The organism is Mycobacterium sp. SMC-18, assembly GCF_045310895.1.
In the GTDB taxonomy this organism is placed as follows: Bacteria; Actinomycetota; Actinomycetes; order Mycobacteriales; family Mycobacteriaceae; genus Mycobacterium.
The window spans coordinates 1-25,999 of sequence record NZ_JBJIAL010000047.1 but is presented as its reverse complement, the minus strand read 5'-3'; the positions used below and the strand labels follow the sequence as shown (position 1 = coordinate 25,999).

The 25,999-nt window shown below is 67.0% G+C and carries 21 protein-coding genes and 1 pseudogene; 8 read left to right on the top strand and 14 right to left on the bottom strand.

Features of this window, described 5'->3' with window-relative positions:
• The first annotated feature begins 19 nt into the window (after window positions 1-19).
• The 3 genes from cydD to ACJH6J_RS26345 are packed head-to-tail and all read left to right on the top strand — an operon-like array spanning window position 20 to window position 3,601.
• A complete protein-coding gene (gene cydD / locus ACJH6J_RS26355; protein ID WP_406804779.1) occupies window positions 20-1,639 on the top strand; it encodes a thiol reductant ABC exporter subunit CydD in 1,620 nt (539 codons plus the stop codon).
• A complete protein-coding gene (locus tag ACJH6J_RS26350) occupies window positions 1,617-3,152 on the top strand; it encodes an ATP-binding cassette domain-containing protein (RefSeq protein WP_406776218.1) in 1,536 nt (511 codons plus the stop codon). Before cydD ends, ACJH6J_RS26350 begins: the two co-directional genes overlap by 23 nt.
• Entirely contained in the window at window positions 3,149-3,601 is a 453-nt protein-coding gene (locus tag ACJH6J_RS26345; RefSeq protein WP_212814000.1) for a DUF4190 domain-containing protein, read from the top strand. The genes ACJH6J_RS26350 and ACJH6J_RS26345 overlap by 4 nt, the downstream gene beginning before the upstream one ends.
• Window positions 3,602-3,628: 27 nt before the next feature.
• Here ACJH6J_RS26345 and ACJH6J_RS26340 read toward each other — a convergent pair whose 3' ends face one another.
• The 10 genes from ACJH6J_RS26340 to ACJH6J_RS26295 form a co-directional block, all read right to left on the bottom strand.
• On the bottom strand, window positions 3,629-4,489 hold the full coding sequence (locus ACJH6J_RS26340) for an acyl-CoA thioesterase II (RefSeq protein ID WP_212813998.1): 861 nt from the start codon (window positions 4,487-4,489) through the stop codon (window positions 3,629-3,631).
• 15 nt (window positions 4,490-4,504) lie between these two features.
• A complete protein-coding gene (gene pyk, locus ACJH6J_RS26335) occupies window positions 4,505-5,923 on the bottom strand; it encodes a pyruvate kinase (protein ID WP_212813996.1) in 1,419 nt (472 codons plus the stop codon).
• 112 nt (window positions 5,924-6,035) lie between these two features.
• Window positions 6,036-6,434, bottom strand: coding sequence for a DUF2752 domain-containing protein (locus ACJH6J_RS26330; protein WP_212813994.1), 399 nt, complete (start codon window positions 6,432-6,434; stop codon window positions 6,036-6,038).
• Between the two features lie 189 nt (window positions 6,435-6,623).
• A complete protein-coding gene (locus ACJH6J_RS26325) occupies window positions 6,624-7,244 on the bottom strand; it encodes a TetR/AcrR family transcriptional regulator (RefSeq protein WP_244872866.1) in 621 nt (206 codons plus the stop codon).
• Between the two features lie 323 nt (window positions 7,245-7,567).
• Window positions 7,568-9,403 (bottom strand): prolipoprotein diacylglyceryl transferase, encoded by a 1,836-nt coding sequence (lgt, locus tag ACJH6J_RS26320; RefSeq protein WP_212813992.1) that lies wholly within the window; start codon window positions 9,401-9,403, stop codon window positions 7,568-7,570.
• Window positions 9,400-10,191: a tryptophan synthase subunit alpha gene (trpA, locus tag ACJH6J_RS26315; RefSeq protein WP_212813990.1), complete on the bottom strand. Its 792-nt coding sequence runs from the start codon at window positions 10,189-10,191 to the stop codon at window positions 9,400-9,402. The genes lgt and trpA overlap by 4 nt, the downstream gene beginning before the upstream one ends.
• The gene (gene trpB, locus ACJH6J_RS26310; protein WP_212813988.1) at window positions 10,188-11,459 is read right to left on the bottom strand and encodes a tryptophan synthase subunit beta; all 1,272 of its coding nucleotides are present in this window, start codon (window positions 11,457-11,459) and stop codon (window positions 10,188-10,190) included. The genes trpA and trpB overlap by 4 nt, the downstream gene beginning before the upstream one ends.
• A 38-nt stretch (window positions 11,460-11,497) precedes the next feature.
• Complete coding sequence (gene trpC, locus ACJH6J_RS26305) at window positions 11,498-12,316, bottom strand: indole-3-glycerol phosphate synthase TrpC (protein ID WP_212813986.1); 819 nt, start codon at window positions 12,314-12,316, stop codon at window positions 11,498-11,500.
• A gap of 94 nt (window positions 12,317-12,410) precedes the next feature.
• Window positions 12,411-12,965: a TIGR02234 family membrane protein gene (locus tag ACJH6J_RS26300; RefSeq protein WP_244872932.1), complete on the bottom strand. Its 555-nt coding sequence runs from the start codon at window positions 12,963-12,965 to the stop codon at window positions 12,411-12,413.
• Window positions 12,966-13,009: 44 nt separating this feature from the next.
• Window positions 13,010-14,545, bottom strand: coding sequence for an anthranilate synthase component I (locus ACJH6J_RS26295; RefSeq protein WP_205848897.1), 1,536 nt, complete (start codon window positions 14,543-14,545; stop codon window positions 13,010-13,012).
• 2 nt (window positions 14,546-14,547) lie between these two features.
• Here ACJH6J_RS26295 and ACJH6J_RS26290 point away from each other — a divergent pair, with 2 nt between their 5' ends.
• Window positions 14,548-15,003 (top strand): peroxiredoxin, encoded by a 456-nt coding sequence (locus tag ACJH6J_RS26290; RefSeq protein WP_064859553.1) that lies wholly within the window; start codon window positions 14,548-14,550, stop codon window positions 15,001-15,003.
• On the opposite strand, the gene ACJH6J_RS26285 is transcribed toward ACJH6J_RS26290, so the two are convergent.
• The gene (locus tag ACJH6J_RS26285) at window positions 14,990-16,663 is read right to left on the bottom strand and encodes a 2-isopropylmalate synthase (protein ID WP_371824556.1); all 1,674 of its coding nucleotides are present in this window, start codon (window positions 16,661-16,663) and stop codon (window positions 14,990-14,992) included. The two genes, ACJH6J_RS26290 and ACJH6J_RS26285, sit on opposite strands and share 14 nt — an antisense overlap.
• A gap of 159 nt (window positions 16,664-16,822) precedes the next feature.
• Here ACJH6J_RS26285 and ACJH6J_RS26280 point away from each other — a divergent pair, with 159 nt between their 5' ends.
• Together ACJH6J_RS26280 and ACJH6J_RS26275 are read left to right on the top strand one after the other, a co-directional pair.
• Entirely contained in the window at window positions 16,823-17,494 is a 672-nt protein-coding gene (locus ACJH6J_RS26280) for a FadR/GntR family transcriptional regulator (RefSeq protein ID WP_212813982.1), read from the top strand.
• The gene (locus ACJH6J_RS26275) at window positions 17,491-18,288 is read left to right on the top strand and encodes an ABC transporter ATP-binding protein (RefSeq protein WP_406776214.1); all 798 of its coding nucleotides are present in this window, start codon (window positions 17,491-17,493) and stop codon (window positions 18,286-18,288) included. The genes ACJH6J_RS26280 and ACJH6J_RS26275 overlap by 4 nt, the downstream gene beginning before the upstream one ends.
• A gap of 204 nt (window positions 18,289-18,492) precedes the next feature.
• Here ACJH6J_RS26275 and ACJH6J_RS26270 read toward each other — a convergent pair whose 3' ends face one another.
• Window positions 18,493-19,152 (bottom strand): TetR/AcrR family transcriptional regulator, encoded by a 660-nt coding sequence (locus ACJH6J_RS26270; protein WP_406776215.1) that lies wholly within the window; start codon window positions 19,150-19,152, stop codon window positions 18,493-18,495.
• A gap of 61 nt (window positions 19,153-19,213) precedes the next feature.
• Between ACJH6J_RS26270 and ACJH6J_RS26265 the strand changes: the two genes are divergently transcribed.
• Together ACJH6J_RS26265 and ACJH6J_RS26260 are read left to right on the top strand one after the other, a co-directional pair.
• Entirely contained in the window at window positions 19,214-20,383 is a 1,170-nt protein-coding gene (locus tag ACJH6J_RS26265; protein WP_406804778.1) for an acyl-CoA dehydrogenase family protein, read from the top strand.
• 599 nt (window positions 20,384-20,982) lie between these two features.
• Window positions 20,983-22,578, top strand: a complete 1,596-nt coding sequence (locus ACJH6J_RS26260) for a PucR family transcriptional regulator (protein WP_406776236.1) — start codon at window positions 20,983-20,985, stop codon at window positions 22,576-22,578.
• A gap of 603 nt (window positions 22,579-23,181) precedes the next feature.
• On the opposite strand, the gene acs is transcribed toward ACJH6J_RS26260, so the two are convergent.
• Together acs and ACJH6J_RS26250 are read right to left on the bottom strand one after the other, a co-directional pair.
• The gene (acs, locus tag ACJH6J_RS26255) at window positions 23,182-25,131 is read right to left on the bottom strand and encodes an acetate--CoA ligase (protein ID WP_406776237.1); all 1,950 of its coding nucleotides are present in this window, start codon (window positions 25,129-25,131) and stop codon (window positions 23,182-23,184) included.
• A gap of 547 nt (window positions 25,132-25,678) precedes the next feature.
• Window positions 25,679-25,789 (bottom strand): annotated as a pseudogene (locus ACJH6J_RS26250) (CAP domain-containing protein); the annotation flags it as partial.
• Window positions 25,790-25,999: the final 210 nt, after the last annotated feature.

The window sequence follows — 25,999 nt, the reverse complement described above, 5'->3', positions numbered from 1 at the left end:
ATCGTCGGCCAACCCCCGCATGACCGCCGGTCTGCGCCGGCACCTGGCGGCCACGGTCGGCAGTGGCGTGGTCATCACCGCGGCGGCGCTCGCCGCAGCGGTGCTCACCGCACAGGTCGTGGCCGGGGTCATCACCACCCGGGCCCCGCTGTCGCACTGGATACCCCAGCTGTTCATGCTCGCCGGCCTCTGGTCCCTGCGTGCCGGCGCCCAGTGGTGGCAGGCCAGGCTCAGCCAGCACGGCGCCACAGCCATGATCGCCGACCTCGACGCACAGGTTCTCACCGCCGTCGCCGCGCTGCCGCCGCATCGTCGGCAGGCGGTGCACGACGAGGCCGCGATCCTGCTGACCCGCGGACTCGACGGGCTGCGACCGTACTTCACCCGATATCTGCCGGCCGTCGTGATGTCCGTGCTGCTGACCCCGGCCGCCGTCATCGTGATCGCTTGGTACGACGTGAAATCCGCGCTCGTCGTGCTGATCGCGCTGCCGCTCATCCCACTGTTCATGGTGCTGATCGGTGTCATGACGACCGAGCGGTCGGCGGCCGCGCTGGCCGCCATGGCCACGCTGCAGTCGCGTCTGCTCGACCTGATCGCGGGTATCCCGACGCTGCGGGCCCTGGGCCGCGCCGAGGGCGCCGCGCCGCGCATCACCGAACTGTCCGACGCCCACCGGCATTCGGCCCTGGCCACGTTGCGCATCGCGTTCCTGTCGGCGCTCGTCCTCGAACTGCTGGCGACGCTCGGGGTGGCGCTGGTCGCCGTCGGCGTCGGGCTGCGACTGGTCAGCGGCGGGGTCACCCTGCCGGTCGCGCTGACGGTGCTGCTCCTGGCGCCCGAGGTGTTCTGGCCACTGCGCCGCGTCGGCGTCGAATTCCATGCCGCACAGGACGGCAAGGTCGCGTTCGGGCACGCCTACCGGCTGCTCGAGGACGCCGGGCAACCGGAACCGGGCGGCGCACAGATCGGGGTACGGCCGACCATCGAACTGGAGCACGTGAGCATCGACGGCCGGGACGGGCCGGCGCCGCACGATCTGACGCTGCGGGCCACGCCCGGCTCGGTGACGGTTCTGACCGGCCCCAACGGCAGCGGGAAAAGCACCGCGCTGCAAGCAATTCTGGGGCTGACGACGCCCGATGCCGGCCGCGTGCGGGTCGGCGACGACGAACAGCGCTGCGACGTCGGCGCCCTGGACCGGCAGCACTGGTGGCACCAGATCGGCTGGCTGCCGCAACGGCCCGTCCTCGTCCCGGGGACGGTGCGGGAGAACCTGGAGTTGCTCGGCACCCTCCCCGACCTCGACGGGGCATGCCGCGCATCGGGATTCGACGATGTGCTGGCCACCTTGCCCGCCGGGCTGGACACCGTGCTGGGCCGCGGCGGCTCCGGGCTGTCGCTGGGTCAGCGGCAGCGCCTCGCGCTGGCGCGGGTACTCGGCCGGCCGAGCCCGGTGCTGCTGCTCGACGAACCGACCTCACATCTGAATGCCGAGCTGGAAACCCGGGTCCTCCAGGCGATCCGGGCCCGCGCCTCGGCCGGCGCGACCGTCATCGTCGTCGGCCACCGGGCCGCCGTACTGGCCATCGGTGACGAAATCGTCCGGGCGGGAGGTGCGTCCCGTGTCCACAGTTAGATTCGCGGTCGACCTGCTCCGGCCCCGGCTCCCCCGCCTCGCGCTGGCCGTCCTCCTCGGTTCCGCGGCGCTCGGCAGCGCCCTCGCGCTGGCCGGGGTGTCGGCGTGGCTGATCACCCGGGCCTGGCAGCAGCCGCCGATTCTGGAGTTGACGGTCGCGGTGGTGGCCGTCCGGCTGTTCGGCATCTCCCGTGGCGTGCTGGGCTACTGCGAACGCCTGGCATCGCACGACGTGGCGCTGCGCGCTGCCGGGCGGGCCCGCGCCGAGCTGTACCGGCGGCTGTCCGCTGCCCCGCCGGCGACGGTGCTGCGCCTGAGCAGCGGCGAATTGGTCTCGCGCGCAGGCGCTTCCGTCGACGATCTGGCCGACACCCTCGTGCGCGCCGTGCTACCCGCCGCCGTCGCGACGGTACTGTCGACCGCCGCGGTGATCGTCATCGCCGTCATCTCGCCTGCCGCCGCGCTCGCCCTCGCTGCCGGACTGCTGGTGGCCGGGGTCTGGGCGCCATGGCAGGCGGCCCGCGCCGTGGAAGCCACCGAACGCCTTGCCGCAGCACACCATTCGGACCGCGACGCCGCCGTCATGCTGGCCCTCGACCATGCCGCCGAACTGGCCGTGGCCGGCCGTCTCGGCGGCGTCATCGCGCAGGCCAACGCGGACCACCGCCGCTGGGGCGAGGCCGCCGACCGCGCCGCCCGCCCCGCGGCCCTGGCCGGCGCGGTGCCGATCCTGGCCACCGGCGCCAGCGCCATCGCCGCGATCCTGGCCGCCATCTCGCTCACGTCGACCGTCGCACCCACGACATTGGCGATCCTCATGCTGCTGCCGCTCTCGGCATTCGAGGCAACCGGCGCCCTGCCGGCCGCGGCCGTGCAGCTGACGCGGGCCCGCATCGCCATCGCACGGCTCACCGGCATGCTGGCCGAACACCCCGACGACCGCGCCGCCATCGCCGTCCCGCCACTGGACGTCGCACCCGGCGACCGGATCGCTGTGCTGGGCGCCAGTGGGCGCGGCAAGACCACCCTGCTGCTGTCCACCGCCGACTGCCTCCGCGAAACAGATTCACCGGCAGGGTTTTTCGCCGAGGACGCGCACCTGTTCGACACCACGCTGCGGGACAACCTCCTGGTGGCCCGCGGCGACGCCACCGACGGCGAGCTCACCGCGGCCCTGGCAAAGGTCGGCCTGGGACCCTGGCTCGCGACACTGCCCGACGGGTTGTCCACCCTGCTCTCCGGCGGGGCCGCCGCCGTCTCTGCCGGCCAGCGGCGCCGACTGCTGCTCGCCCGCGCCCTGCTGACCGACTTCCCCGTCGTACTCCTCGACGAACCCACAGAGCATCTCGATGCAGCGGACAGTCACCGCCTGCTCGCCGAACTCCTCACTCCCGGCGCGCTGTTCGGCGCCGACCGGGCCGTGGTGGTGGCCACGCACCATCTGCCTCCGGACCTGCACTGCACGGTGCTGAACCTGGACCTCAGCAAAGACGGGTACCCTGCGCAGTCATGAGCATGTATCCCGGTGGCGGGTATCCCCCGCCGCCACCGCCGCCGTACGCCAACCAGGGATACGGGGCGTACACGTCGGCTCCGCGGAACGGCATGGGAACCGCCGCACTGGTTCTGGGCATCGTGGGACTGCTGACCTCATGGTCGGTGGTCGGTGGACTGCTGTTCGGGCTTGGCGCCGTGGCGTGCGGCGTCCTCGGCCGCGGCCGGGTCAAGCAGGGCCTCGCCGACAACGGCGTGGTCGCCGGCGCGGGCATCGTGCTCGGTGCGCTGGCGACCGTGCTGGCGATCGTGTTCGTCTTCGTCGTGATCGGCTTCTACCGCCAGGTCGGGTTCGGCGACTACACCGACTGCATGACACGCGCCGGGCAGGACCAAAACGCGCAGAACACCTGCGTCCAGGATTTCCGTGGCCGCATCGAGAAGGAGTTCGGTGTCACGGTCGGCTGAGCCGGACGCCGTGACACCCGAAAAGCCTTAGCCCGGAAAGTGTTTGACGATGCCTTCTTGAGTCACCGTCGCCAGCACCTGACCGGCGCGGTCGAAGAAATGACCCGACGCCAGGCCGCGGGAATCGGCCGCCACCGGTGACGTCGTCGAATACAGCACCCACTCGTCGAACTTGATGGGCCGGTGGAACCAGACGGTGTGGTTCATCGTGACCGCGAAAATCCGGTCGTGACCCCACGACAGGCCGTGCGTGGTGATGATCGAGTCCAGCAGCGTCGTGTCCGACGAATAGACCAGGGCCGCCGCGTGCAGCACCGGATCGTCGGGCATGGCGCCCATGGTCTTGAGCCACACGCGGTTGTGGTCGAGCTTGCCGCCCTTGTCCCGCATCACCCAGGCCGGATCGTTGGTGTAACGCCACTCGATGGGCTTGAGCGCCTCGACGAACAGCGGAACGGTCTCCTCGTAGCCCTTCAACAGGTCGTCAATGGTGGGCAGTGACAACGGATCCGGCACCGCCGGAGCCTTGACCGAGTGCTCGAGGCTGCGCCCGCCGGCGAGGTGTGACACCAACGCCGTCGCCAGCAGGGTGTCGCCCTGCATGACGTCGACGCGGCGGTTCGCGAAGCGACGTTCGTCGCGCAGCCGGACCACCTTGAACTCCAGGTCGCGCTCCGGATCGCCACCGGCGATGAAGTGCGTCGAGAGCGTCGTCGGCGGCAGCTTCGGCGGCACCGTGCGGCTGGCGGCGACGAAAGCCTGCGCCATCATCTGGCCGCCGAAGGTCCGGACCGGGTTCCGGCTCGGATGTCCACCGGTGAAGGTGTCGTCGTCGACCTGGGTGACGTCGAGAACCTTGAGCAGTTCCTCGAAATCAGCAGTCGTCACGCGTTACCCCCGGAGTTAGTGGTCTTCCTCCCCGATCCGGTGCACATGGATCAGGTTGGTCGAGCCTACTGTGCCCGGCGGCGCGCCCGCGACGATGACCACCAGGTCACCGCGCTTGTAGCGGTCCAGCTCCAGCAGCGCCTTGTCGACCTCCTGGATCATGCCGTCGGTGCTGTCCATCTGCGGGACGATGAACGTCTCGGTTCCCCAGGTCAGCGCCAGCTGGCTGCGCACCTCCGGCAGGTCGGTGAAGGCCAGCAGCGGCAGCGGGGTGTGCAGGCGGGACAAGCGGCGCACGGTGTCACCGGACTGGGTGAACGCGACCAGCGCCTTGGCGTCCAGCCGCTCCCCGATGTCGCGGGCCGCGTAGGAGATGACACCCCGCTTGGTGCGCGGCACGTGGGTCAACGGAGGAGCGTCCGTGGAATTCGCCTCGACAGCCTTGACGATGCGCGCCATGGTCCGCACGGCCTCGAGCGCGTACTTGCCGACCGACGTCTCGCCGGAGAGCATCACGGCGTCGGCGCCGTCGAGAATCGCGTTGGCGACGTCCGAGGCCTCGGCGCGGGTGGGCCGGGAATTCTCGATCATCGACTCCAGCATCTGGGTGGCCACGATGACCGGCTTGGCGTTCTCCCTGGCCATCTGGATGGCGCGCTTCTGCACCAGCGGCACTTCTTCGAGCGGCAGCTCGACGCCCAGGTCACCGCGCGCGACCATGATCGCGTCGAAGGCCAGCACGATGGCCTCGAGGTTGTCGACGGCCTCGGGCTTCTCCAACTTGGCGATCACCGGCACCCGGCGGCCGACGCGGTCCATCACCTCGTGAACCAGTTCGATGTCGGCGGGCGACCGCACGAACGACAGCGCGATCAGGTCGACCCCGAGGCGCAGCGCGAACTCCAGGTCTTCGACGTCCTTCTCCGACAGCGCGGGGGCCGTGACGTTCATGCCGGGCAGCGACATGCCCTTGTTGTTGCTGACCGGGCCGCCCTCGGTGACCTTGCAGACCACGTCGTTGCCGTCGATCTCCTCGACCACCAGGCCGACGTTGCCGTCGTCGACGAGCACCCGGTCGCCGGGCTTGGCGTCTTCGGCCAGCCGCTTGTACGTGGTCGACACCCGGTCGTGGGTGCCCGCGCAGTCGTCGACCGTGATCCGCACCGTTTCGTCGGTGGCCCAGAACGTCGGCCCGTCGGCGAACCGGCCCAGCCGGATCTTGGGACCCTGCAGGTCGGCGAGAATGCCGACTGCGCGGCCGGCGGCGTCGGAGGCCGCTCGCACGCGCTTGTATGCCGCCTCATGATCGGCGTGCGCACCATGGCTGAAGTTCAGCCGCGCCACATCCATGCCAGCTTCCACCAGCGCCATGACGGTGGCGTCGGTGGACGTAGCCGGGCCGAGGGTACAGACGATTTTTCCGCGCCTATTCACGGTGCATGAGCATAGTGGATCGATTCAGATAACGACCCCCCGGGAGCGCCGTCGGCGCCTCAACATCTGCCGAACAGCGAGTTGCTGCGGGGTGTCCGCAGCTCAGCGGCGGCTAGGGCGGGGTGAACGTCGGCACCAGCGGGAAGCCCGGCAGATTACGGACCACCGTCCACACCAGCATCGCCACCAGCGCGGTCACGAGCGGCGGCGCCACCGACAGCCGGCGCCGCCAGCACACCACGAGCCAGACGGTCAGCAGCGGCAATCCCACGAGCGCGAAAACGTTGTCGACCACAGCGGCCGAAAAGTCACCGTGCAACACGTCGTGCGTCATGCGCAGCCCGCCGCACAGCGGACAGTTCCAGCCGGTGAGGGCCTTGAAGGGGCAGGGCGGAAACCCGAATCCCGGGCGGTGTGGGTCAGCGACGCCGATGTACGTCAGGGCGGCGACCGCCGCGGCTCCGGTGCCCGCCACGCCCGCCACCTGCGCGACCCTGCCGGCTGACGTCATGGGTCCATGATGCCCGGAGGCCGCGTCGATCGAGGATTTACGTCGTTCGGCTGATGTCCGGAAGTTCGAGAAACTCTGATGGCGCACGAACGTCGGTGACCCCTCGACACCGACGTCCGCCGCGCGAACCAGCGACAATATTGCCGTATTGTAACGGTTCGGGCAAACGTAGGCGAGAGTTATCGGCGGTTATTGGCGCAACTGGCCGTGCCGGATCAGCTCGTTGACGGACTCTTCCCACCTGGCCAACTCCGGGTCCGAGGTGAACGACGCGGGCAGGTGCCGGTCGAGATGCCGGCGCAAGATGATCGAGCCCAGCGTCAGGACCAACGGATTCAGCCCGGCCCAGACCACGTCGAGGCCCTCGGCGGCGTCCCCGGCGTCGACCATGCGCTGCCACCGGTCGATGCCGATCCGGGCCATCGCGTCGAATATCGCCATCCCGCTTGGGGTTTCAGAAGCCACCGCCCGGCCCAGATAGTCCATGACCACCAGGTGGTCGGTGAGCAGGCCGTGCACCGCCCGACCGATCGCGGCCACCGAATCGGGCCCCGGGCTTTCCAGCGCGGCGAACATGGTCGAGCTGATGAGTTTCATCGCCACGTCGTCGACGGCCTTGATCAAACCGTCCTTGGTGCCGAAATGGTGCTGCACCAACCCCACCGACACGCCCGCGGTATCGGCCACCATCTGCAACGTCGCATCGGACGTGCCCCGCTGCGCAAACACCGTCAACGCCGCATTGAGGATGCGGTCCTGCCGAGACTGCTGCAACTGCGCTCCGTCGGCTATGTCATCCACAGGAGACATCCAACCACCGCACAACCGATAACGACCGGTGACTGAGGAACATACCGTTCGCATGAAAGTGCAGCTTGTACGCACTTTTACCTTGGCGCGATTGTGAGGTCGCGAGGACTGTGCGCCTACGGTGTGGGTTTTGCGCCGTCAGTTCAGGGTCAACGACGAGGGGCCGCCCAGCCGCGTTGACTCTGTGCCCACGGCGTTCGCCACTCGCACTTTTGCGCCCTCAGTTCAGCGTCAACGGCGAGGGCTACCGAGTGTGCACGCAGTGAGTGCTCAGCTCGAGATCTGTGATCTGGATCCACATTCGCGGCCTCGCGAAGCCGGGCTCAGCCCTGACGGCGCCACCAACGACGACGCGGAGCGGGCGGTTCCCACACGGGAACGCCAACGGGCTCAACCTTTTCGGTGGCTTGGACCTTCGGCGCAGCTTCTTCGGCCGGCTCAGCATCGGCGTCGGCTTCATCGGCAGTTTCGTCGGTGCTGTCGGCGTCTTTGGCTTCGTCAGCGTCTTCAGCCTCGTCAGCGTCTTCAGCCTCGGAATCCGCTGCTTCCTCGGACTCCTCCGCAGCATCCTCCACGTCAGCGTTGTCGTCGCCGTCGGCGACCTCGGTCTCCGCGGCGGCTTCCACAGCCTCGGAATCCGTTGCTTCTTCGAGCTCTTCGGCAGCATCCTCGACATCAGCACTGTCATCACCGTCGACGACATCAGTCTCCGCGGCCGCTTCCACAGCCTCGGAATCCGCTGCCTCGTCGGATTCCTCGACGTCTTCGGCTACCTCGACGTCTTCGGCTACCTCAGCGTCTCCGGCTACCTCAGCGTCTCCGGCTACGTCAGCGTCCTCGACATCAGCGCTGTCGTCGCCGTCGGCGACCTCCGTCTCGGCGGTCGCCTCGTCAGGCGCCTCGTCGGCTTCCGTCGTCCCCTCGGACTCCTCGGCCACCTCGACTGCTTCGGCCTCATCAGCGTCCAGTTCCTCGGCCTCGGCGTCGGACTCGTCTTCTTCCTCGACCTCGTCGGAATCGACTGGCTCGTCGGCGGATTCGTCGACGGATTCCTCGACAGCCGCCTCGGCGTCGACCGCATCTTCGTCGACCGTGTCCTCAGCGTCGACGGCCTGCTCCGCGAGCGCCACGGTCTCGTCGGGTTGCGTCTCGACGACGTCGGCCTCGTCGGCAACGTCGGCATCCTCGCCCGACGCGGCGTCGACCGCAGCACCGGCGGCCACAGCCGCCGGCACGGCCAACAGCGCGCCCTCGGCGTCGACGTCGGCCTCGTCCTCCGCTTCTTCGGCCTGCCGGCCACCGAGCGTCGACGGATCCTCACGGCCCCGCGGCGCCACCATCATGTAGACGACGGCACCGATGAACACGAACGTCGAAGTGAACGAGTTGACGCGGATGCCGGCGATCAGCGTCGCGGTGTCGCTGCGCATCAACTCGACGCCGAAGCGGCCGACGCAGTAGGCGGCGACGTACAGCGCGAACAGCCGGCCGTGGCCCAGCTTGAAGCGGCGGTCCGCCCACAGCAGGATGAAGAAAACCAGGAGGTTCCACAGCAATTCGTAGAGGAACGTCGGGTGCACGACCTCGTAGACCTGCCCGGTCGAGACGCCGTTGAGCAGATGCGGGTTCACCACGCCGGAACCGTCGCTGCGCTGGAAGATCTGCAGGCCCCACGGCAAATCCGTCGGGCGACCGTACAGCTCCTGGTTGAAGTAGTTGCCAAGCCGGCCGATGGCCTGCGCCAGGATGATGCCGGGAGCGATGGCATCACCGAAGGCGGGCAACGGAATTCCGTGCCGGCGGCACCCGATCCAGGCACCGACGCCACCGAGCGCAACCGCGCCCCAGATACCGAGCCCGCCGTCCCAGATGCGGACCGCGCCCGCGAAACCGGCGCCGCCCTCGGCGAAGTAGGTGCGCCAGTCTGTCATCAGGTGGTACAGGCGACCACCGATGAGGCCGAAGGGCACCGCCCACAGCGCGATGTCGTAGATGACGCCCGGTTCACCACCGCGCGCGACCCACCGGCGATCACCGATGATCAGCGCGGCGATGATGCCGGTGATGATGCAGAGCGCGTAGGCCCGGATCGGTACTGGCCCCAAGTGCCAGACGCCCTGGGCCGGACTCGGGATGTATGCCAGCAACGATGTGGTCACGCGGAAACTTTCTGTCGTACTCCGTGGGCCAGTTCTTCGGACAAGGCGCGGACCGCCGGGAGGCCGCCGTCACCCAGCGCCGACACGAGCGCCGAGCCGACGATGACGCCGTCGGCGTACGCCGCGATCTCGGCCGCCTGTTCGCGCGACCGCACCCCGAGGCCGACACCGACAGGGATGTCCGAGACGGCACGCACGCGGGACACCAATTCCGGCGCCATGTTCGACACCGCGTCGCGCGCACCGGTCACGCCCATGGTCGAGGCGGCGTAGACGAAGCCGCGCGAGGCCTGCACCGTATTGGCCAGCCGCTCCGGGGTGGACGACGGGGCCACCAGGAAGATGCGGTCGAGGTTGTGGGCGTCGGAGACGCCGAACCACTCGTCGGCCTCATCGGGGATGAGGTCGGGTGTGATGAGCCCGAGCCCGCCGGCCGACGCCAGGTCCCGCGCGAAAGCATCGACGCCCCAGCGCAGCACGGGATTCCAGTAGGTCATGACGACGGCGTGCCCACCGGCATTGCTGATGGCCTCGACGGCCTTGAGCGCGTCGCGGACCCGCACCCCGTTCTGCAGAGCGGTGTTGGTGGCGGCGGCGATGACCGGGCCGTCCATGCCCGGATCGGAGTACGCGACGCCGACTTCGATGATGTCGCAACCGGATTCGGTCATCGCGACCATCGCGTCGATCGACGTCTGCACATCCGGGTAGCCGGTCGGCAGGTACCCGATCAGCGCCGAACGCCCTTCGGCCCGGCACGATTCGAACAATCCAGCCAGTCGGCTCATGACGCTTCCCCAGTCTCACCGTCCAGTAGACCGAACCACTTCGCGGCGGTCTCGACGTCCTTGTCGCCGCGGCCGGACAGGTTCACCACGATCACCGCACCCGGGCCCAGTTCGCCACCCAGCTTCAACGCGCCCGCCACCGCGTGCGCCGATTCGATCGCCGGGATGATGCCCTCGGTGCGGCACAGCAGGCCGAAGGCCTCCATGGCCTCGGTGTCGGTGACCGGCCGGTACTCGGCGCGGCCGATGTCCTTGAGATAGGCATGCTCCGGACCGACGCCCGGGTAGTCCAAACCGGCTGAGATGGAATGCGATTCGATGGTCTGACCGTCCTCGTCCTGCAGCAGGTACGAGAAGGAACCCTGGAACGCACCCGGCGACCCGCCGGTGAAAGTGGCTGCGTGCCTTCCGGTTTCGACTCCGTCGCCGGCCGCTTCGAAACCGACCAGACGCACGCCCGGATCGTCGATGAACGCGTGGAAGACGCCGATGGCGTTCGATCCGCCGCCGACGCATGCCGTCACCGCGTCGGGCAGCCGGCCGGCCTGCTCCTGCACCTGGACCCGTGCTTCCATACCGATGACGCGCTGGAAGTCGCGCACCATGACGGGGAACGGGTGCGGCCCGGCCGCGGTGCCGAAGCAGTAGTAGGTGTTGTCGGCGTTGGTGACCCAGTCACGGAAGGCTTCGTTGATGGCGTCTTTGAGGGTCGCCGAACCGGCCTCGACAGACACCACGGTGCCGCCGAGCAGCCGCATCCGAGCGACGTTCAGCGCCTGCCGGGCCGTGTCGACCGCACCCATGTAGACGACGCACTCCAGGCCGAGCAGCGCGCACGCCGTCGCGGTGGCGACGCCGTGCTGTCCGGCGCCGGTCTCGGCGATGACGCGGGTCTTGCCCATGCGCTTGGCCAGCAGCGCCTGCCCGAGCACGTTGTTGATCTTGTGAGAACCGGTGTGGTTCAGGTCTTCTCGTTTGAGGAACAGCCGCGCCCCGCCGGCATGTTCGGACAGTCGCGTCGCTTCGTACAGCGGCGACGGCCGGCCGGTGTAGTGCTGCTGCAACCGGTCAAGTTCGTCGAGGAACGTCTGGTCGGTGCGGACCTTGTCGTAGGCCGCGGTGACTTCCTCGATGACCGCCATCAGTGCTTCGGGCACCAGTCGGCCGCCGTAGGCACCGAAGTGCCCCTTGGCGTCGGGGTCGTGGCTTGTGGCTTCGGCGACGGCCGCGCTCATCCGCGGCAATTCGGTACCTGTGTGATCAGACATGAGAACTCGGGCTGCTTCTTCGCGCAGGAGCCCGCAATTCAGCGGGCTGGTTTCGGGCAGGACGGGTGCGTGCCGGCAGTCACCAGGTCGGCGACGGCGCTGCGGGGGTCACCACTGGTCACGAGGCCTTCACCGACCAGGACCGCGTCGGCGCCGGCACCGGCGTAGGCCAGCAGGTCGGCGGTGCCACGCACCCCCGACTCGGCGATCCGGATGATGTTGCTCGGCAGTCCGGGCGCGATACGACCGAAGCAGTCGCGGTCGACCTCGAGGGTCTTGAGGTCGCGGGCGTTGACGCCGATCACCTTGGCACCGGCCTGGATGGCCCGGTCCGCCTCCTCCTCGGTGTGCACCTCGACCAGCGGGGTCATCCCGAGCGACTCGGTCCGGTCGATCATCGAGGTCAGCACCGACTGCTCCAGCGCCGCGACGATCAGCAGCAGCATGTCGGCGCCGTGGGCCCGGGCCTCGTGAATCTGGTACGGGGTGACGATGAAGTCCTTGCGCAGCACCGGGATCGACACCGCGGCACGCACGGCGTCCAGGTCTGCCAGCGAACCGTTGAAGCGACGCTCCTCGGTCAGCACGCTGATCACCCGGGCACCGCCGGACTCGTAGGCCTTGGCCAGCTTGGCGGGATCGTCGATCTGCGCCAACGCCCCCTTGCTGGGGCTCGCCCGCTTCACTTCGGCGATGACGCCGATGCCCGGCTCCCGCAGCGCGGCGAGAGCGTCCTTGGCCGCCGGTGCCTTCTTGGCCCGCTCCTTGACCTCGGTCAGACTCAGCGCGGCTTCGCGGGCGGCAACATCAGCGCGAACTCCCTCGATGATGGAGTCGAGCACGGTCCCCGAAGTCATAACGCGTCGTCGTCCTTCCGTGCCGGTTCGGCAAGCCAGATGATCATCTCGAAGGGTAGTCGCCAGGGCGGCGCAGACTGCCACCGGGCCACACTCATTTGCCGCCGCCATCGTTCTGGGTCGGATCGTGGCCTTCGTCGAGGGCGTCCCAGATCATCCGTTCGGACATGCCGTCGGCGGCTTCTTCCTGCGCCGCTTCGCGCCGCGCACCCGGCGCGGCGTATTTCGACGTGGTCGCCGCAGCAGCTCCACGACTGGCCGAACGCATCAGCAATACGGCTCCGACCAGCGTCAACACTGCAGCGGCCAGCGTGACCCCGGCGCCCCAGTAGTGCCGCTGCGTCCCCACCAGAAACATGACCGCGATCTGCGCCATGTCGGCCGCGCGGACCGAGACGTCGGTGACCGCCCACAGGCTGAGGGCCAGATATCCCATCCCGGCGCTCGCGACGGCGACCAGCAGCGCCAGCAGCCGCAGCGCCCAACCACGCACAGCGAGCGCCGCGACCGCGGCGGCGCCGGCCAACAGGGCCAGCGGGATGAGGGCCGTCGACCAGGCCGCGCCGGACAGCGTCGTCGTCTTCGGCTGGCCCAGCCCGTCGAACGACGACACGTCGACCCAGGCCAGCCGGGACGCGCTCCACAACATCAGGGCGGCCACGAGCAGCAGCACCTGTGCGGTGCGGGTGGTCCTCACGGCTCGCTCAACGTCTCGGCGGCTGCGATCGCCGCCAGGACGGCCTTGGCCTTGTTGGACGACTCGTTGTACTCGTACGGCCCGTTGGAGTCCGCCACGACGCCGCCACCGGCCTGCACGTAGGCGGTGCCTGCGCGCATCAGCGCGGTGCGGATCGCGATGGCGAAGTCCGCGTTGCCGGCGAAGTCGAGGTACCCGAGCACGCCGCCGTACAGCCCGCGACGGGTCAGCTCGACCTCTTCGATGAGCTCCATGGCCCGGACCTTCGGCGCCCCCGACAGCGTCCCGGCCGGGAAGCAGGCAGTGACGGCGTCCAGCGCGGTCTTGTCGTCGGCGAGGTGGCCGGTGACGGTCGAGACCAGGTGCATGACGTGGCTGTAGCGCTCGATGTGGCTGTAGTCCTCGACGCGCACGGTGCCGGGCTTGCAGACCCGGCCGAGATCGTTGCGCCCCAGGTCGACCAGCATCAGGTGCTCGGAGCGCTCCTTGTCGTCGGCGAGGAGTTCCTTTTCGAGGAGGATGTCGTCCTCCTCGGTGGCGCCGCGCCACCGGGTGCCGGCGATCGGGTGCGTCGTCGCCACCCCGTCCTTCACCGTGACGAGCGCCTCCGGGCTGGAGCCGACGACCGAGAAGTCAAGGCCGCCTTCGGCATTCGGCACGTTGAGCAGGTACATGTAGGGGCTGGGGTTGGTCACCCGAAGCACCCGGTAGACGTCGATGGGATCCGCGGCGGTGTCCATCTCGAAGCGCTGCGACGGCACCACCTGGAACGCCTCGCCGGCCTCGATGTCACCGACGAGCTTCTCGACGATGGCCGTGTACTCCTCGACCGTGCGCTGCTGACGCGGCTGCGGCTGCGGACGGCTGAAGGTCGCGATGCTCGACGGCAGCGGCTCCCCCAACGCCTTGGTCATGACGTCGAGGCGGGCGACGGCATCGTCGTAGGCCCAGTCGACGCGCTCGTCGGTGCCGTTCCAGTTGACCGCGTTGGCGATGAGGGTGATGGTGCCCTCATGGTGGTCGACGGCAGCCATGTCGGTGGCCAGCAGCAGCACCATGTCGGGCAGTTTGAGGTCGTCGACCGCCAGCTCCGGCAGCCGCTCAAGGCGCCGCACCATGTCGTACGCGAAGTACCCCACCAGCCCGCTCGACAGCGGCGGCAGGCCCGGCACCGGCGCGGTCTGCAACAGGGCCAGGGTGTCGCGCACCGCCTGCAGCGGATCGCCGCCACTGGGTGCGTCCTGCGGCGTGTTGCCGAGCCAGACGGCTTCACCGTCCCGGACCGTCAGCGCCGACGGGGCGCCCGCACCGATGAACGACCATCGCGACCAGGACCGCCCGTTCTCGGCCGACTCCAGCAGAAACGTGCCGGGACGGTTGGCGGCCAGCTTGCGGTAGGCCGACAACGGCGTCTCGCTGTCGGCGAGCACCTTGCGCGTCACCGGCACGACACGGTGCTCGGCGGCCAGCGCCTGGAATTCCTCACGTGAGGTCGTCTTCACGCGGTCATCCTCCCAGAAGTAGCGTGGCAACCATGAAACGTGGTGACCTCGTCGCAGAGTTCAATCTCCCCGACCAGACCGGGACGAACCGCAGCCTTTCCGAACTGCTGGCCGACGGGCCGATCGTGCTGTTCTTCTACCCCGCGGCCATGACGCCGGGCTGCACCATGGAGGCCTGCCACTTCCGCGACCTGGCGGCCGAGTTCGCCGCCGTCGGTGCCTCCCGGGTCGGGATCAGCATGGACGCGGTCGAGAAGCAGGACAAATTCGCCGAGAAGCACAGCTTCGACTACCCGCTGCTGTCGGACACCTCCGGCGCGGTGGCCGAGGCGTTCGGTGTGAAACGTGGCCTGCTCGGCAAGCTGATGCCCGTCAAGCGGACCACGTTCGTCATCGACACCGACCGCAGAGTGCTCGAGGTCATCGCGAGCGAGATCTCCATGGACTCCCACGCCGACAAGGCGCTCGAGGTGCTCAGAGCGCGTTAGCCGCCCGGATCACCGCCGCCAGTGACGCGGTGAGCACCGAGTCACTGCGGCCGCACGACCAGCCGCCGCGGTGTTCGAGGTAGGTGACCGCGGTGGCGCCGATCGACTGCTGGGTGAGGCTCAGAACCTCGACGGGCCGGTCCACGTCGGCCAGCGCCTGCGTCAGCGCCTCGACGGGCCCGACACCGCGATGGGTACTGGTGCGCGCAATCCCATTGACGGTCACCGTGATCTCGGTGGTGTCGTCGCTGCTGACGTGCCAGTCCTTCAGCTCGACCGGGCCGCCGCAACCCAGGTAGGTCGCCTCGAACAGGTCGTACAGCTCGGTGGCGGTCACCTCGGCGCCGCTGCCGTCGGCGTGGGCCTGCACGTGCCGGGCGAAGTCGATCTGCAGCCGGCGCGGCAGGTCCAGTCCGTAACCGGTGTGCAGCAGATAGGCGATACCGCCCTTACCGGACTGTGAATTCACCCGGATGACCGCGTCGTAGCTGCGGCCGATGTCGGCCGGATCGATCGGCAGATACGGTACCCGCCAATCGATTTCGTGTTGGTCGCGGTTCTCGGCCGCCGCCCGGGCCCGGTGTTCGGCCAGCCCTTTCTTGATGGCGTCCTGGTGGGTGCCCGAGAACGCTGTGTGCACCAGGTCGCCCACGTACGGATGGCGTTCGTGGATCGGCATCCGCGTGCAGTGCGACACCGTGCGGGCGATCGCATCGATGTCGGAGAAGTCGATCATCGGGTCGACGCCCTGCGCATACAGATTCAGGGCCAGGGTGGCGATGTCGACGTTGCCGGTGCGCTCACCGTTGCCGAACACACAGCCCTCGACGCGTTGCGCCCCGGCCAGGACTGCCAATTCGGCGCAGGCCACGCCGGTCCCCCGGTCATTGTGCGGGTGCACCGACAGGATCACCGCATCGCGCCGGGCCAGATTCCGGTGCATGTACTCGATCTGGTCGGCGTATACGTTCGGCGTCGCAACCTCAACGGTGGCAGGAAGATTCAGGATCACCGGCCGGCTCTCGGTGGCGTCCCACAGCTGCGTCACGGCGTCGCAGATCTCCAGCACGTAATCGGGTTCGGTCAGGTTGAACACCTCGGGCGAGAACTGGAACCGGATGTTCGGCATACCCTCGGTCAAGGTGAGCACGTCGAGCGCGCCGTGCAGGATCAGACTGCGCAGCTCGTCGCGGTCCTTGCCCAGCACGGTGTTTCGCCACGTGGGCGCGGTCGCGGTGTACATGTGGATGACGACGTCGTTGCGCATGCCCCGCACCGATTCGACGGTGCGCTCGATCAGGTCGCGGCGGGCCGGGGTGAACACCGCGATGGTGACATCCGGTGGCGCGATGTCGGTTTCGGCCAACAGCCGCACGAAGTCGAAATCGGTCTGGGACGCCGAGGGGTAGCCGACCTCGATCTCCTTGTAGCCGATGGCGACAAGCTGTTCGAAGAATCGGCGTTTGCGATCGGGGTCCATCGGCTCGGCCAGGGCCTGGTTGCCGTCGCGCAGGTCGACGGGCACCCACAGCGGCGCGGCAGCGATTCGGTTACTGGGCCAATCCCGTTGGACCACAGGGATGTCCACCCGATCGAAGACATCGGTGTAACGGTGCCACGGCATGGTTGACGGTTGTTGACGGTTCCAGGAGGTGCTCATGAGTGGTCTGCTCTCGGTCAGGTTTGGAGGTGACCGGTCGCGACAGAGCCCCACGGCAGGGGGCCGGTCGTTTCAGACCCCGCCGCGGCAGCCAAGGAGAAGCACGCGCGTCATGATGGTTAGACTATACACAACTCCTCAGACAAGTAGAGAGGTTCTATGGTTTCGCAGGTATCGCGTCAGCCCCTGGCGGCGCAAGCCGCCCAGCTCCTACTGACGCGCATCAAAGACGGTGAATGGCCACTGGGACAACGCCTTCCCGGCGAAACCACGCTGGCCGCCCAGCTCGGCGTCGGCCGTTCCACCCTGCGTGAGGCCATCCGCGAACTGGCCGGGAAGGGCGTCCTCGACAGCCGTCAGGGCGCCGGCGTCTTCGTCACCGCCCTCGATGCCACCGACGACTGGGACACCGTGCTGCGCAGCGCGAACGTCGCCTCGGTGATCGAGGCCCGCATCGCCATCGAGGCCGAGGGCGCCGCCCTCGCCGCAACCCGGCGCACACCGGCCGATCTGCGCGCCATCCGTCGCACCCTCGCCGCCCGCGGCGTCACCGGCCAGTCGGTCCCCGAACATGTGGATGCGGACATGGCCTTTCACCGGGCCGTGATCGCCGCCGCCCACAATGACGTGCTGACCCAACTGTTCGACGCATTCCTGCCCCGGCTGCGGCTGGCCATGATCGACATGCTGAGAATCCGCCCGATCGCGTCAGAACCGTGCGACCACGCGCTGCATCAGCAACTCGCAGACGCCATCGTCGCGCGCGATCCCGACGCCGCGGCCGCCGCGAGCCGCACCCACCTGAGCGCTTTGAAGGAGTCCTTCACATGACCCCGGTCCTCGAAATCGACAACGTGACCTTCCGCCGCGAAGGCAAGCAGATCATCGACGGCATCTCGCTGACGGTGCGCGAGGGCGAGCACTGGGCGCTGCTCGGCCCCAACGGCGCGGGCAAGAGCACGCTGCTCGGCTTCTGCGGCGCGGTCACGTTCCCGACGTCGGGCACCGTGCGGGTGCTGGGCGCACAGATGGGCCGCACCGACCTGGCGCCACTGCGCCGGTCGATCGGCCACGTCAATCCGCGGCACCGGTTGCAGTATCCGTTGACCGTGCGGGAGGTGGTGCTGACCGGTGTCACCGGAACCATCGACATCGCGGCCCGGTGGACACCCACCGGCGAGGACATCGCGCGCGCGGACGAATTGATCGGCACCGTGGGACTGACCCACCGGGCCGACGCCGTGTGGCCGACGCTGTCGCAGGGCGAGCGCGGGCGAACCCTCATCGCCCGCGCCCTGATCGCCGAGCCACGACTGCTACTGCTCGACGAACCCACCACGGGCCTGGACGTGGCCGCCCGCGAGCTGCTGCTGGAAACCCTTGACGCGCTGGAGCATTCACACCCCGAGATGGCGTCGATTCTCGTGACACACCACCTCGAGGAGCTGCCGACGTCCACGTCCCACGCGCTGCTGATCGGCGACGGCCGGACGGTCGCCGTGGGGCCGGCTACCGAGACCGTAACGACCGATCATGTGACAGAGGCCTTCTCGCACCCCATCGAGGTCGGCTATAGCCAAGGACGGTGGTCCGCCCGGGCGAAGGCCGGCCGAATCGACCTGTGACGCAACGGGTTGAGTCAGCATGACTGCCGGCGCTGGACCTCAGATACGCGTGCATCAGAGCAGTGATACCGACTACCGCCGCATCGTCATGCACACTCAGCCCGGCACCGAGCCAATCGCCGACGGACGTCAACCGAACAATCCTTGACCGGCCGCCCTTTCGCATGGCCGGTTAGACGAACAGTGCTAACGACACGGTTCCCGCTACGCCTTCCCATCGAGGGTGGTCTTGATTCGCGGCACCACCGATTCGAGGGGTTCGTTTGTTTCGAACACTACGACCGCCGTTCGGCTCTCGGATGTACGGCTCACCAGTGCCAGCGTTGTAGTCATCGCCTCGGAAAAATCGCGCTGCGGTGTCGTAGATTCTGCGCGCAGCCACCGCCGCAACACGTGGTTGTGGGCGGTGACGACCGCGGTCGCCAGGAGCTCGGCACGCAATGCCGCGTTTGGCTCACCGTCGAGATGTGCTGTCAGGTGGCGGGTGAATAGGCGGGTATACCGTCCTATGCTTGCCATTTCGCGATCGCGTAGCGCAGAAACGGTACTGGTCAGGCGAAACCTAGCTTGCGCCAGCTCGCCCTCCTTCACGTAGTAGTCGAAGACCACCCCTGCGGCGTCCACTACGGCGGCCAGCGCGGAGCTTCTCGCGGCCGTTTTCAGCCGAAGCTCGACCTGAGCCAGAAGCGCGTCATGGTCGGGGAATATCAGACCTTCCTTCGAACCGAACAACCGGAAGAGCGTCGTGCGCCCCACGTCTGCCCTTTGTGCGATTTGGTCGACGGTAACCGCGTCATACCCCCTCTCCTCAAACAATGCGATTGCCGCATCCACCAGTCGTTCTCGAGCGGTTTCTCCCCGCATTCAGCTTCCCCTTTACGCCAAGACTGTACTTAGTACCATTTTTACGGTACTAAGTACCACCATGGACAACGACGCCCTCCAATGTGACCAGATGTACGCCCTTACCGACGAACAACGCGAGATTCGTCGCGCCGCGCGAGCAGTGTGCGAGGCGAAGATTGCGCCATTTGCCGCAGATGTCGACGAGCAGGCCAGATACCCTCGCGAAGCTGCCGAAGCGCTACTGGCCACCGACTTCTTCGCCCCTCACGTTCCAGAACAGTTCGGCGGCGCGGGTGCGGACGCGTTAGCTACCTGCATCGTCATCGAAGAGGTGGCACGGGTATGCGCGTCCTCCTCGTTGATCCCGGTGGTGAACAAGTTGGGTTCGATGCCGTTGATCCTGGCGGGTTCGGATGAGCTGCAGAGCCGCTATCTTCCACAACTAGCCGCCGGCAAGGGCTTTTCCTACTGCCTCTCGGAGCCAGACGCGGGTTCCGACGCGCTTGGCATGACCACCCGAGCGGTCCAGGAGGGGCAATTCTGGATCCTCAACGGCGTCAAACGCTGGATCAGCAATGCCGGAGTCTCCGACTTCTACACCGTGCTCGCTGTTACCGATCCCGCCAAGCGCGGCAGCGGCATCAGCGCGTTCGTGGTCGAGAAGGATGATCCCGGTGTGTCTTTCGGCACGCCAGAACGCAAGTTGGGCGTCAAAGGCTCACCGACATCAGAGGTCTATCTCGACAACGTGAGGATCCCTGCCGATCGAATGATCGGCGATATCGGGACCGGCTTCAGAACCGCCATGAGAACGCTTGACCACACCCGGATCACAATCGCAGCTCAAGCGGTCGGGATCGCCCAAGGCGCGCTGGATCACGCACTGGCCTACGCGAAGCAACGTACCCAGTTCGGCAAATCCATCGCAGAGTTCCAGGGAATGCAATTCAAACTCGCCGAGATGGGCATGAAGGTCGAGGCCGCTCGGCAACTGACCTACGCCGCCGCTGGGCGGTCGGAACGCTCCGATGACGACCTCTCCTTCTTCGGAGCGGCCGCAAAATGCTTCGCCTCGGACGTCGCAATGGAGGTGACCGTGGAAGCGGTGCAGGTGCTGGGAGGCTATGGCTACACCAAAGACTTCCCGCTCGAAAGAATGATGCGCGACGCCAAGATCACGCAGATCTATGAGGGTACAAACGAAGTTCAACGCATCGTCATGGCCCGCCAATTGCTCGCACTCGCCTGAGGACCAGCGGGCTGAGTGGGCCCTACCAGACCCACTCAGCAACTGCCGCAACACACTCGGCAGCGACACTCAGGGGCCGTCGATTCTCGCGGCGAAAGAATCAAATTTAGTGCCGCAAAATTGAATTCGGGACCGGCCCAGGCTGCGAACTTCGACTGACGCACTATGGCATCACGCACGCAACAGAGAAGGTTGTCGTGGGGCGAAAAGCACTTCAACGAAGCGATTTTCACCAATGAAGGCGAGCGCCGCCTGCCGGACAAGTGCTGTCTTCTCGACACCCGGCGCTACGATGACGGCGCCCGTGGTCTGATCGACACCGGCATTATCACAAAGTCAGACACCGCGTCGATGGTCACGCTCTCCGGGGTCGTAGCGCTTGACCGCAGCCACGTATGCCTCGGAGGTGGTGCGCCAGCCCGTAGAGGGACAATTCGGAGAATCCGCAGTCGCCGAGGGCCCAACCCATCCGAGCATTGGATGCGCCAGGCGACTGCTCGAAGTGCTCAAGAAGTCGCCTCCACCGAACCGCCGCCTACGTATAGCCTCAGTACTTTCCGCAATTGCCGGTACGCATGTAGCAAGCGAATACTCGCGGCATGGACGTGACCAGCACCGGCACTAAGTGCCGCAGCCCCGGCATCGCGATCGGCACAATGCTCGGTGAGTTGCCCACTGGTTTGCTCAATCTCGCCGTCGCGCCGCGCGATCCAAACCAGCGCATCACCTCGGCCGCGCTGTGGGAATCCCCGAATCCATCACCGGCAGCACCCGACACCATAGTGTTTGCTGTCGGCGTCGAGCCGCATCGGATGACGACCCTGATGACGACGTGCGGTGGAGCGCTAGTCGTGTCGGCGGCGGACCCATGGCTGCGCCGGCAGGCCGAGGCCGCCGGACTCGCACTGTTTGTACTCGGCCCGGGCGTCACCGCCGATCGGGCCGTGGCGGTGCTGCGCGGCGCGCTGGCGGCGGCCGGCGATCAACCGGCGCCCCATCCGTGGGACGGCAGCAGTGACCTGCTCGCGTTGGCCGACAGCGCGGCGCTGACGCTGGGCGTCCAGGCAGATGTGACCGATCACCGCTTGCGGCTGCTGGCATTCTCTTCGCTGGACGACGAGACCGAGGTACGCGATCCGCTGCGGGTCGACACCATCCTGGGCCGCCGGATTCCCGATAGGGTAAGCAGCTGGTTGCGAGATAGCGGTCAGTTCACTGGGTTGGCCCAGGCCGCGCACCCGGTTCGGATCGCGCCACCCGGGCACCTGCCGAGGTGGGTGCTGCCGCTGCGCACCGGCCCAGAAATCATCGGGTACCTCTGGCTCTTGCCACCATCGGGAGCGCTGGACCCGGCGGTCGCGCACGACGCGGTCGATATCGCCCAGGTGCTGACAGCACGCCTGACTCGCGCGGCCCTTACTGACAACCAGCGGCAGGCTTCTGATCTGCTGCGCGGGGTGCTGGACGGCAGGGTTACACCCGAGACACTGACGTCCGCTTGGGCACCCAGAACTTCGCTGCGGCTGATCGGATTTCGGTCGCGCGATAATGCTCCGATGCGGCACGTCGACAGCTGTCATCTGGAATCACTCGTCGCGATGCGATTCCAAGCGAACGACTGCGCTCCGATCGTCGCCACCGTCGGCGCCACCGTGTACGCACTGCTCGACACTGCGCCGATCGATACCGCACATCTGCGGTCACTGACCGACGACATCGTCGCTCGTGCAGCCCGCCAGCTCGGCTCCAAACTGGTCGCGGTCATTGGTGGGGTACGACCCAGCCTTACGGAATTATCCAGCGCGGGTGCCGAAGTCGACCGGGCGCTACGAGTCCAAAGCTGCGGCACCGGTGCCGATGTCGTCGCGCTCGAAGACATCAGCACCCAGTGCGTATTGCACGAGCTGGCCGAACTGACCGAGCAGCGCCCCCATCTGCTGGCTGGGTGCCTCGATGTGCTTTCCGAATCGGACCGCACCAAGAACACGGCATATTTGGAGACGCTGCAGGCCTACTTCGACGCCAATTGCGACCTGGCCGACGCAGCGAGCGCGATGTACCTACACCGCAACACCATTCGCTATCGCCTGCAACGTATCCATGACATCTGCAACCTGGATCTGGAGGACCCAGTGGACCGCCTGGTGACCGAGATACAATTGCGGCTCTTGAGGATTCGCAGGGTTGTTGCTTAGCCGGGCCAAAGAGCACAACTCGCTAGCTCACACTCGTACCGTTGAAACCCGCCGGCGTGCTCCCGCTTCCAACTGCGCCTCGACTGGAGCGATTCTTGTCAATCACCAGCGGTCAAGTCGTGGGTCTCGACAGCTGGGTGGGCGCAATTACACCGTATCCACAGACCTTTAGCCTGAGCCTCGTCCAAAACTCCGTCACGGACGACGCCGACCAGGACGGTCAATGCATCCACGTCGGCGCTCGTGAATTCCGCAGCGCCGTCTAAACATTCGCCAAACTTTGAGCGCGCCAGTATTGACGCGCTCGATACATCGGAATACCGACAGCATCGATGACCTGTCGACTGGTAGCTATGGCGACTACCCAGTACCACGTCTAGATCATTCAAGGGTTCAGGCACGGAGGTGCCCTGACCATCGACCACAACTGCTCAGCACCGTATCCGCGCTCTTCGTTGTGGCCCAGACATAGAAACGGCGAATACGCATCACACAACACCTAGCGCCTATTTGATAGCGATCTCGGTGAATAACATGACCGGATAAGCGTCGATCTTTCACCGTGCCGTGATTCCCGGTGTGCCACTAATACTCCCATGGTCGCTATTTGCTGGCGCGGATGGCTTCGAAGACGCTGGGGTCGACGAGGGTGGAGGTGTCCCCGAGATCGCGGCCCTCGGCGACATCGCGCAGCAGCCGGCGCATGATCTTGCCGCTACGCGTCTTGGGCAGCTCGGGCACGACGTGGATTTCCCGCGGCTTGGCGATGGGGGAGATCTCGGTCGCGACCTGGGCCCGCAGTTCTTCGACGATGTTCTCCGAGCCGCCGTGCGCGGAGGCCTTGAGGATGACGAAAGCGCAGATGGCCTGCCCGGTGGTGGCGTCGGTGGCGCCGACGACGGCGGCCTCGGCCACCCCGGAGTGCCCGACGAGCGCGGACTCGACCTCGGCGGTGGAGATGCGATGCCCGGAGATGTTCATGACGTCGTCGATACGGCCCAGGACCCAGATGTTGCCGTCGGCGTCGTAGCGGGCGCCGTCACCGGCGAAGTACCAGCCCTGCTCGGCGAAGCGGGACCAGTAGGTGTCCTTGAAGCGTTCGTCGTCGCCCCAGATGCCGCGCAGCATCGACGGCCACGGCTTGTCGAGCACGAGGTAGCCGGTGACGTGTTCTTCCTCGTCTGCGCCGGGGACCAGTTCGTTGCCGTCGTCGTCGACGATCTTGGCGCTGATGCCGGGCAGTGGGGTCATGGCCGAGCCGGGCTTGGCGGCGGTGACGCCGGGCAGCGGGGAGATCATGATGGCGCCGGTCTCGGTCTGCCACCAGGTGTCCACGATGGGCGTGGTGCCCGCGCCGATGTGTTCGCGGTACCAGCGCCAGGCCTCGGGGTTGATGGGCTCGCCGACCGAGCCGAGCACCCGCAGGCTCGACAGGTCGTGTGCCGCGGGGATCTGGTGGCCCAGCTTCATGAACGTGCGGATCAGCGTCGGCGCCGTGTAATAGATGGTGACACCGTACTTTTCGATGATGTCGAAGTGCCGGTGCTCATTCGGTGAGGTCGGGGTGCCTTCGTAGACGACCTGCGTGACGCCGTTGGACAGCGGCCCGTAGACGATGTAGGTGTGCCCGGTGACCCAGCCGATGTCGGCGGTGCACCAGTAGACGTCGTCGGCCTTGATGTCGAAGACGTTGTGGTGGCTGTAGGACGCCTGCGTCAGGTAACCGCCACTCGTGTGCACGATGCCCTTGGGCTTGCCGGTGGTGCCGGAGGTGTACAGCAGGAAGAGCGGCTGCTCGGCGTCGAACGCCTCGGGGGTGTGCTCGGTGGACTGTGAGTCGACGATCTCGTGCCACCAGACGTCGCGGCCCTGCGTCCAGTCGACGTCGATGCCGGTGCGCTTGACCACCAGCACGTGCTGCACCGACGGCTGGCCTGCGACGGCCTCGTCGACCGCAGACTTGAGCGAGGCCGCCGCACCGCGGCGGTACTGCCCGTCGGTGGTGATGACGAGCTTGGCCTGGGCGTCCTCGACGCGGGCGGCCAGCGCGGTGGCCGAGAAGCCGGCGAACACGACCGAGTGCATGACACCCAGACGCGCGCAGGCCAGCATCGCCACGATGGCCTCGGGCACCATCGGCATGTAGATGGCGACGCGGTCGCCCGCGGTCAGGCCCATCGCGGTCAGCGCATTGGCCGCGCGGGAGACGTCGTCCTTGAGCTGGGCGTAGGTGATGTCGCGGGCGTCACCGACCGGCTCGCCTTCCCAGTGGATCGCGACGCGGTCCCCGCCCCCGGCCTCCACATGGCGGTCGACGCAGTTGTAGGCGACGTTGAGCTTGCCGTCGCCGAACCACTTGGCGAACGGCGCGTTCGACCAGTCCAGGACCTCGGTGAACGGGGTCGCCCACGACAACCGCTCGCCCTGGCGGCGCCAGAAATCCAGGCGGTCGGCGTCGGCCTCTTGATACAGCGCGGCAGTGGCGTTGGCCTGCGCGGCGAACACCGGATCCGGCTGAAAACTTTCGCTCTTTGCCGTAACCGCTTCAGCCACTTACGCTCCTTCTCTGCATCGAAATGTGGCACTCCCGTTGCATGGAACCGTGCCAGTCAATCTGGACATTGTTCTGGGGCTTCGAATCTGCTGCGAGTGCTGCACCCCGCGACGAAGAGATCTCGAGTACGGTCCGATATCGGAGTCCACCATCAAAGCGGCGATTCGCGCATGAGAGATCAACAGTTCGTACAAGTTCCGACACCGACGCTGGACAGCGTCCTCCCAGCACTCCGATTCAGCCTCATCGACGGTAAGTGCCCCGATGTGGTGCTCAACAACAGCACGGAAAAGCTTGTCTCGGCTGCCAACCTGCCTACGTAAGGTACGGGTCGACATCTTGAGGTCACTCGCCAATTTGCGGTCGGTCAGCGCTGAAACACCGCGTGCATCGCTGATCACGAGCGCACAGGCGCATATGGATTCAGTGCTCTTCCTGGCGCGCTCAGCCGGGTTTTCCTGGCATCCGTCGCACACTCGGTTCGGAAGGATGTCGCCGCGGGTCCTGGTCCGTTGTGAGCGTCCCTCACACTTGGACATGTTCGCGCTATACCGGTGGATAGGCCGGCGGCGGGTAGGCACCGCGTAGAGCCCAAGGCAACCAGCTGATGAAGTACTCGATCTCATCGCTGGCGTCGTAATCCGGAGCCACATCCATGACGCGCCACCTCACTTTGATTGCCATAACCTGGACGATTTCTTTGCGATCCACCTGCCTCGGCGGCACTGCCATGCCCAGCTCTCATAAAGGCAGGTGCCCGGCAGCAAGAGACCGGTCGGCAAGGGTGAATCCGGCTCTTCATGATTGAGGGTGTAGAACGGTCAGCTGCTGTCGGCCTGTGATTGGGGTGTCTGGTTGGCTGGGTGT

Bases quoted from the DNA above. Each gene is read 5' to 3' on its own strand.
- cydD (WP_406804779.1), top strand. From the start codon at position 20: ATGACCGCCGGTCTGCGCCGGCACCTGGCGGCCACGGTCGGCAGTGGC.
- ACJH6J_RS26345 (WP_212814000.1), top strand. From the start codon at position 3,149: ATGAGCATGTATCCCGGTGGCGGGTATCCCCCGCCGCCACCGCCGCCG.
- ACJH6J_RS26330 (WP_212813994.1), bottom strand. From the start codon at position 6,434: ATGACGTCAGCCGGCAGGGTCGCGCAGGTGGCGGGCGTGGCGGGCACC.
- ACJH6J_RS26325 (WP_244872866.1), bottom strand. From the start codon at position 7,244: ATGTCTCCTGTGGATGACATAGCCGACGGAGCGCAGTTGCAGCAGTCT.
- trpA (WP_212813990.1), bottom strand. From the start codon at position 10,191: ATGAGCCGACTGGCTGGATTGTTCGAATCGTGCCGGGCCGAAGGGCGT.
- trpB (WP_212813988.1), bottom strand. From the start codon at position 11,459: ATGTCTGATCACACAGGTACCGAATTGCCGCGGATGAGCGCGGCCGTC.
- trpC (WP_212813986.1), bottom strand. From the start codon at position 12,316: ATGACTTCGGGGACCGTGCTCGACTCCATCATCGAGGGAGTTCGCGCT.
- ACJH6J_RS26300 (WP_244872932.1), bottom strand. From the start codon at position 12,965: ATGTTGTGGAGCGCGTCCCGGCTGGCCTGGGTCGACGTGTCGTCGTTC.
- ACJH6J_RS26290 (WP_064859553.1), top strand. From the start codon at position 14,548: ATGAAACGTGGTGACCTCGTCGCAGAGTTCAATCTCCCCGACCAGACC.
- ACJH6J_RS26285 (WP_371824556.1), bottom strand. From the start codon at position 16,663: ATGAGCACCTCCTGGAACCGTCAACAACCGTCAACCATGCCGTGGCAC.
- ACJH6J_RS26280 (WP_212813982.1), top strand. From the start codon at position 16,823: ATGGTTTCGCAGGTATCGCGTCAGCCCCTGGCGGCGCAAGCCGCCCAG.
- ACJH6J_RS26275 (WP_406776214.1), top strand. From the start codon at position 17,491: ATGACCCCGGTCCTCGAAATCGACAACGTGACCTTCCGCCGCGAAGGC.
- ACJH6J_RS26270 (WP_406776215.1), bottom strand. From the start codon at position 19,152: ATGCGGGGAGAAACCGCTCGAGAACGACTGGTGGATGCGGCAATCGCA.
- ACJH6J_RS26265 (WP_406804778.1), top strand. From the start codon at position 19,214: ATGGACAACGACGCCCTCCAATGTGACCAGATGTACGCCCTTACCGAC.
- ACJH6J_RS26260 (WP_406776236.1), top strand. From the start codon at position 20,983: ATGGACGTGACCAGCACCGGCACTAAGTGCCGCAGCCCCGGCATCGCG.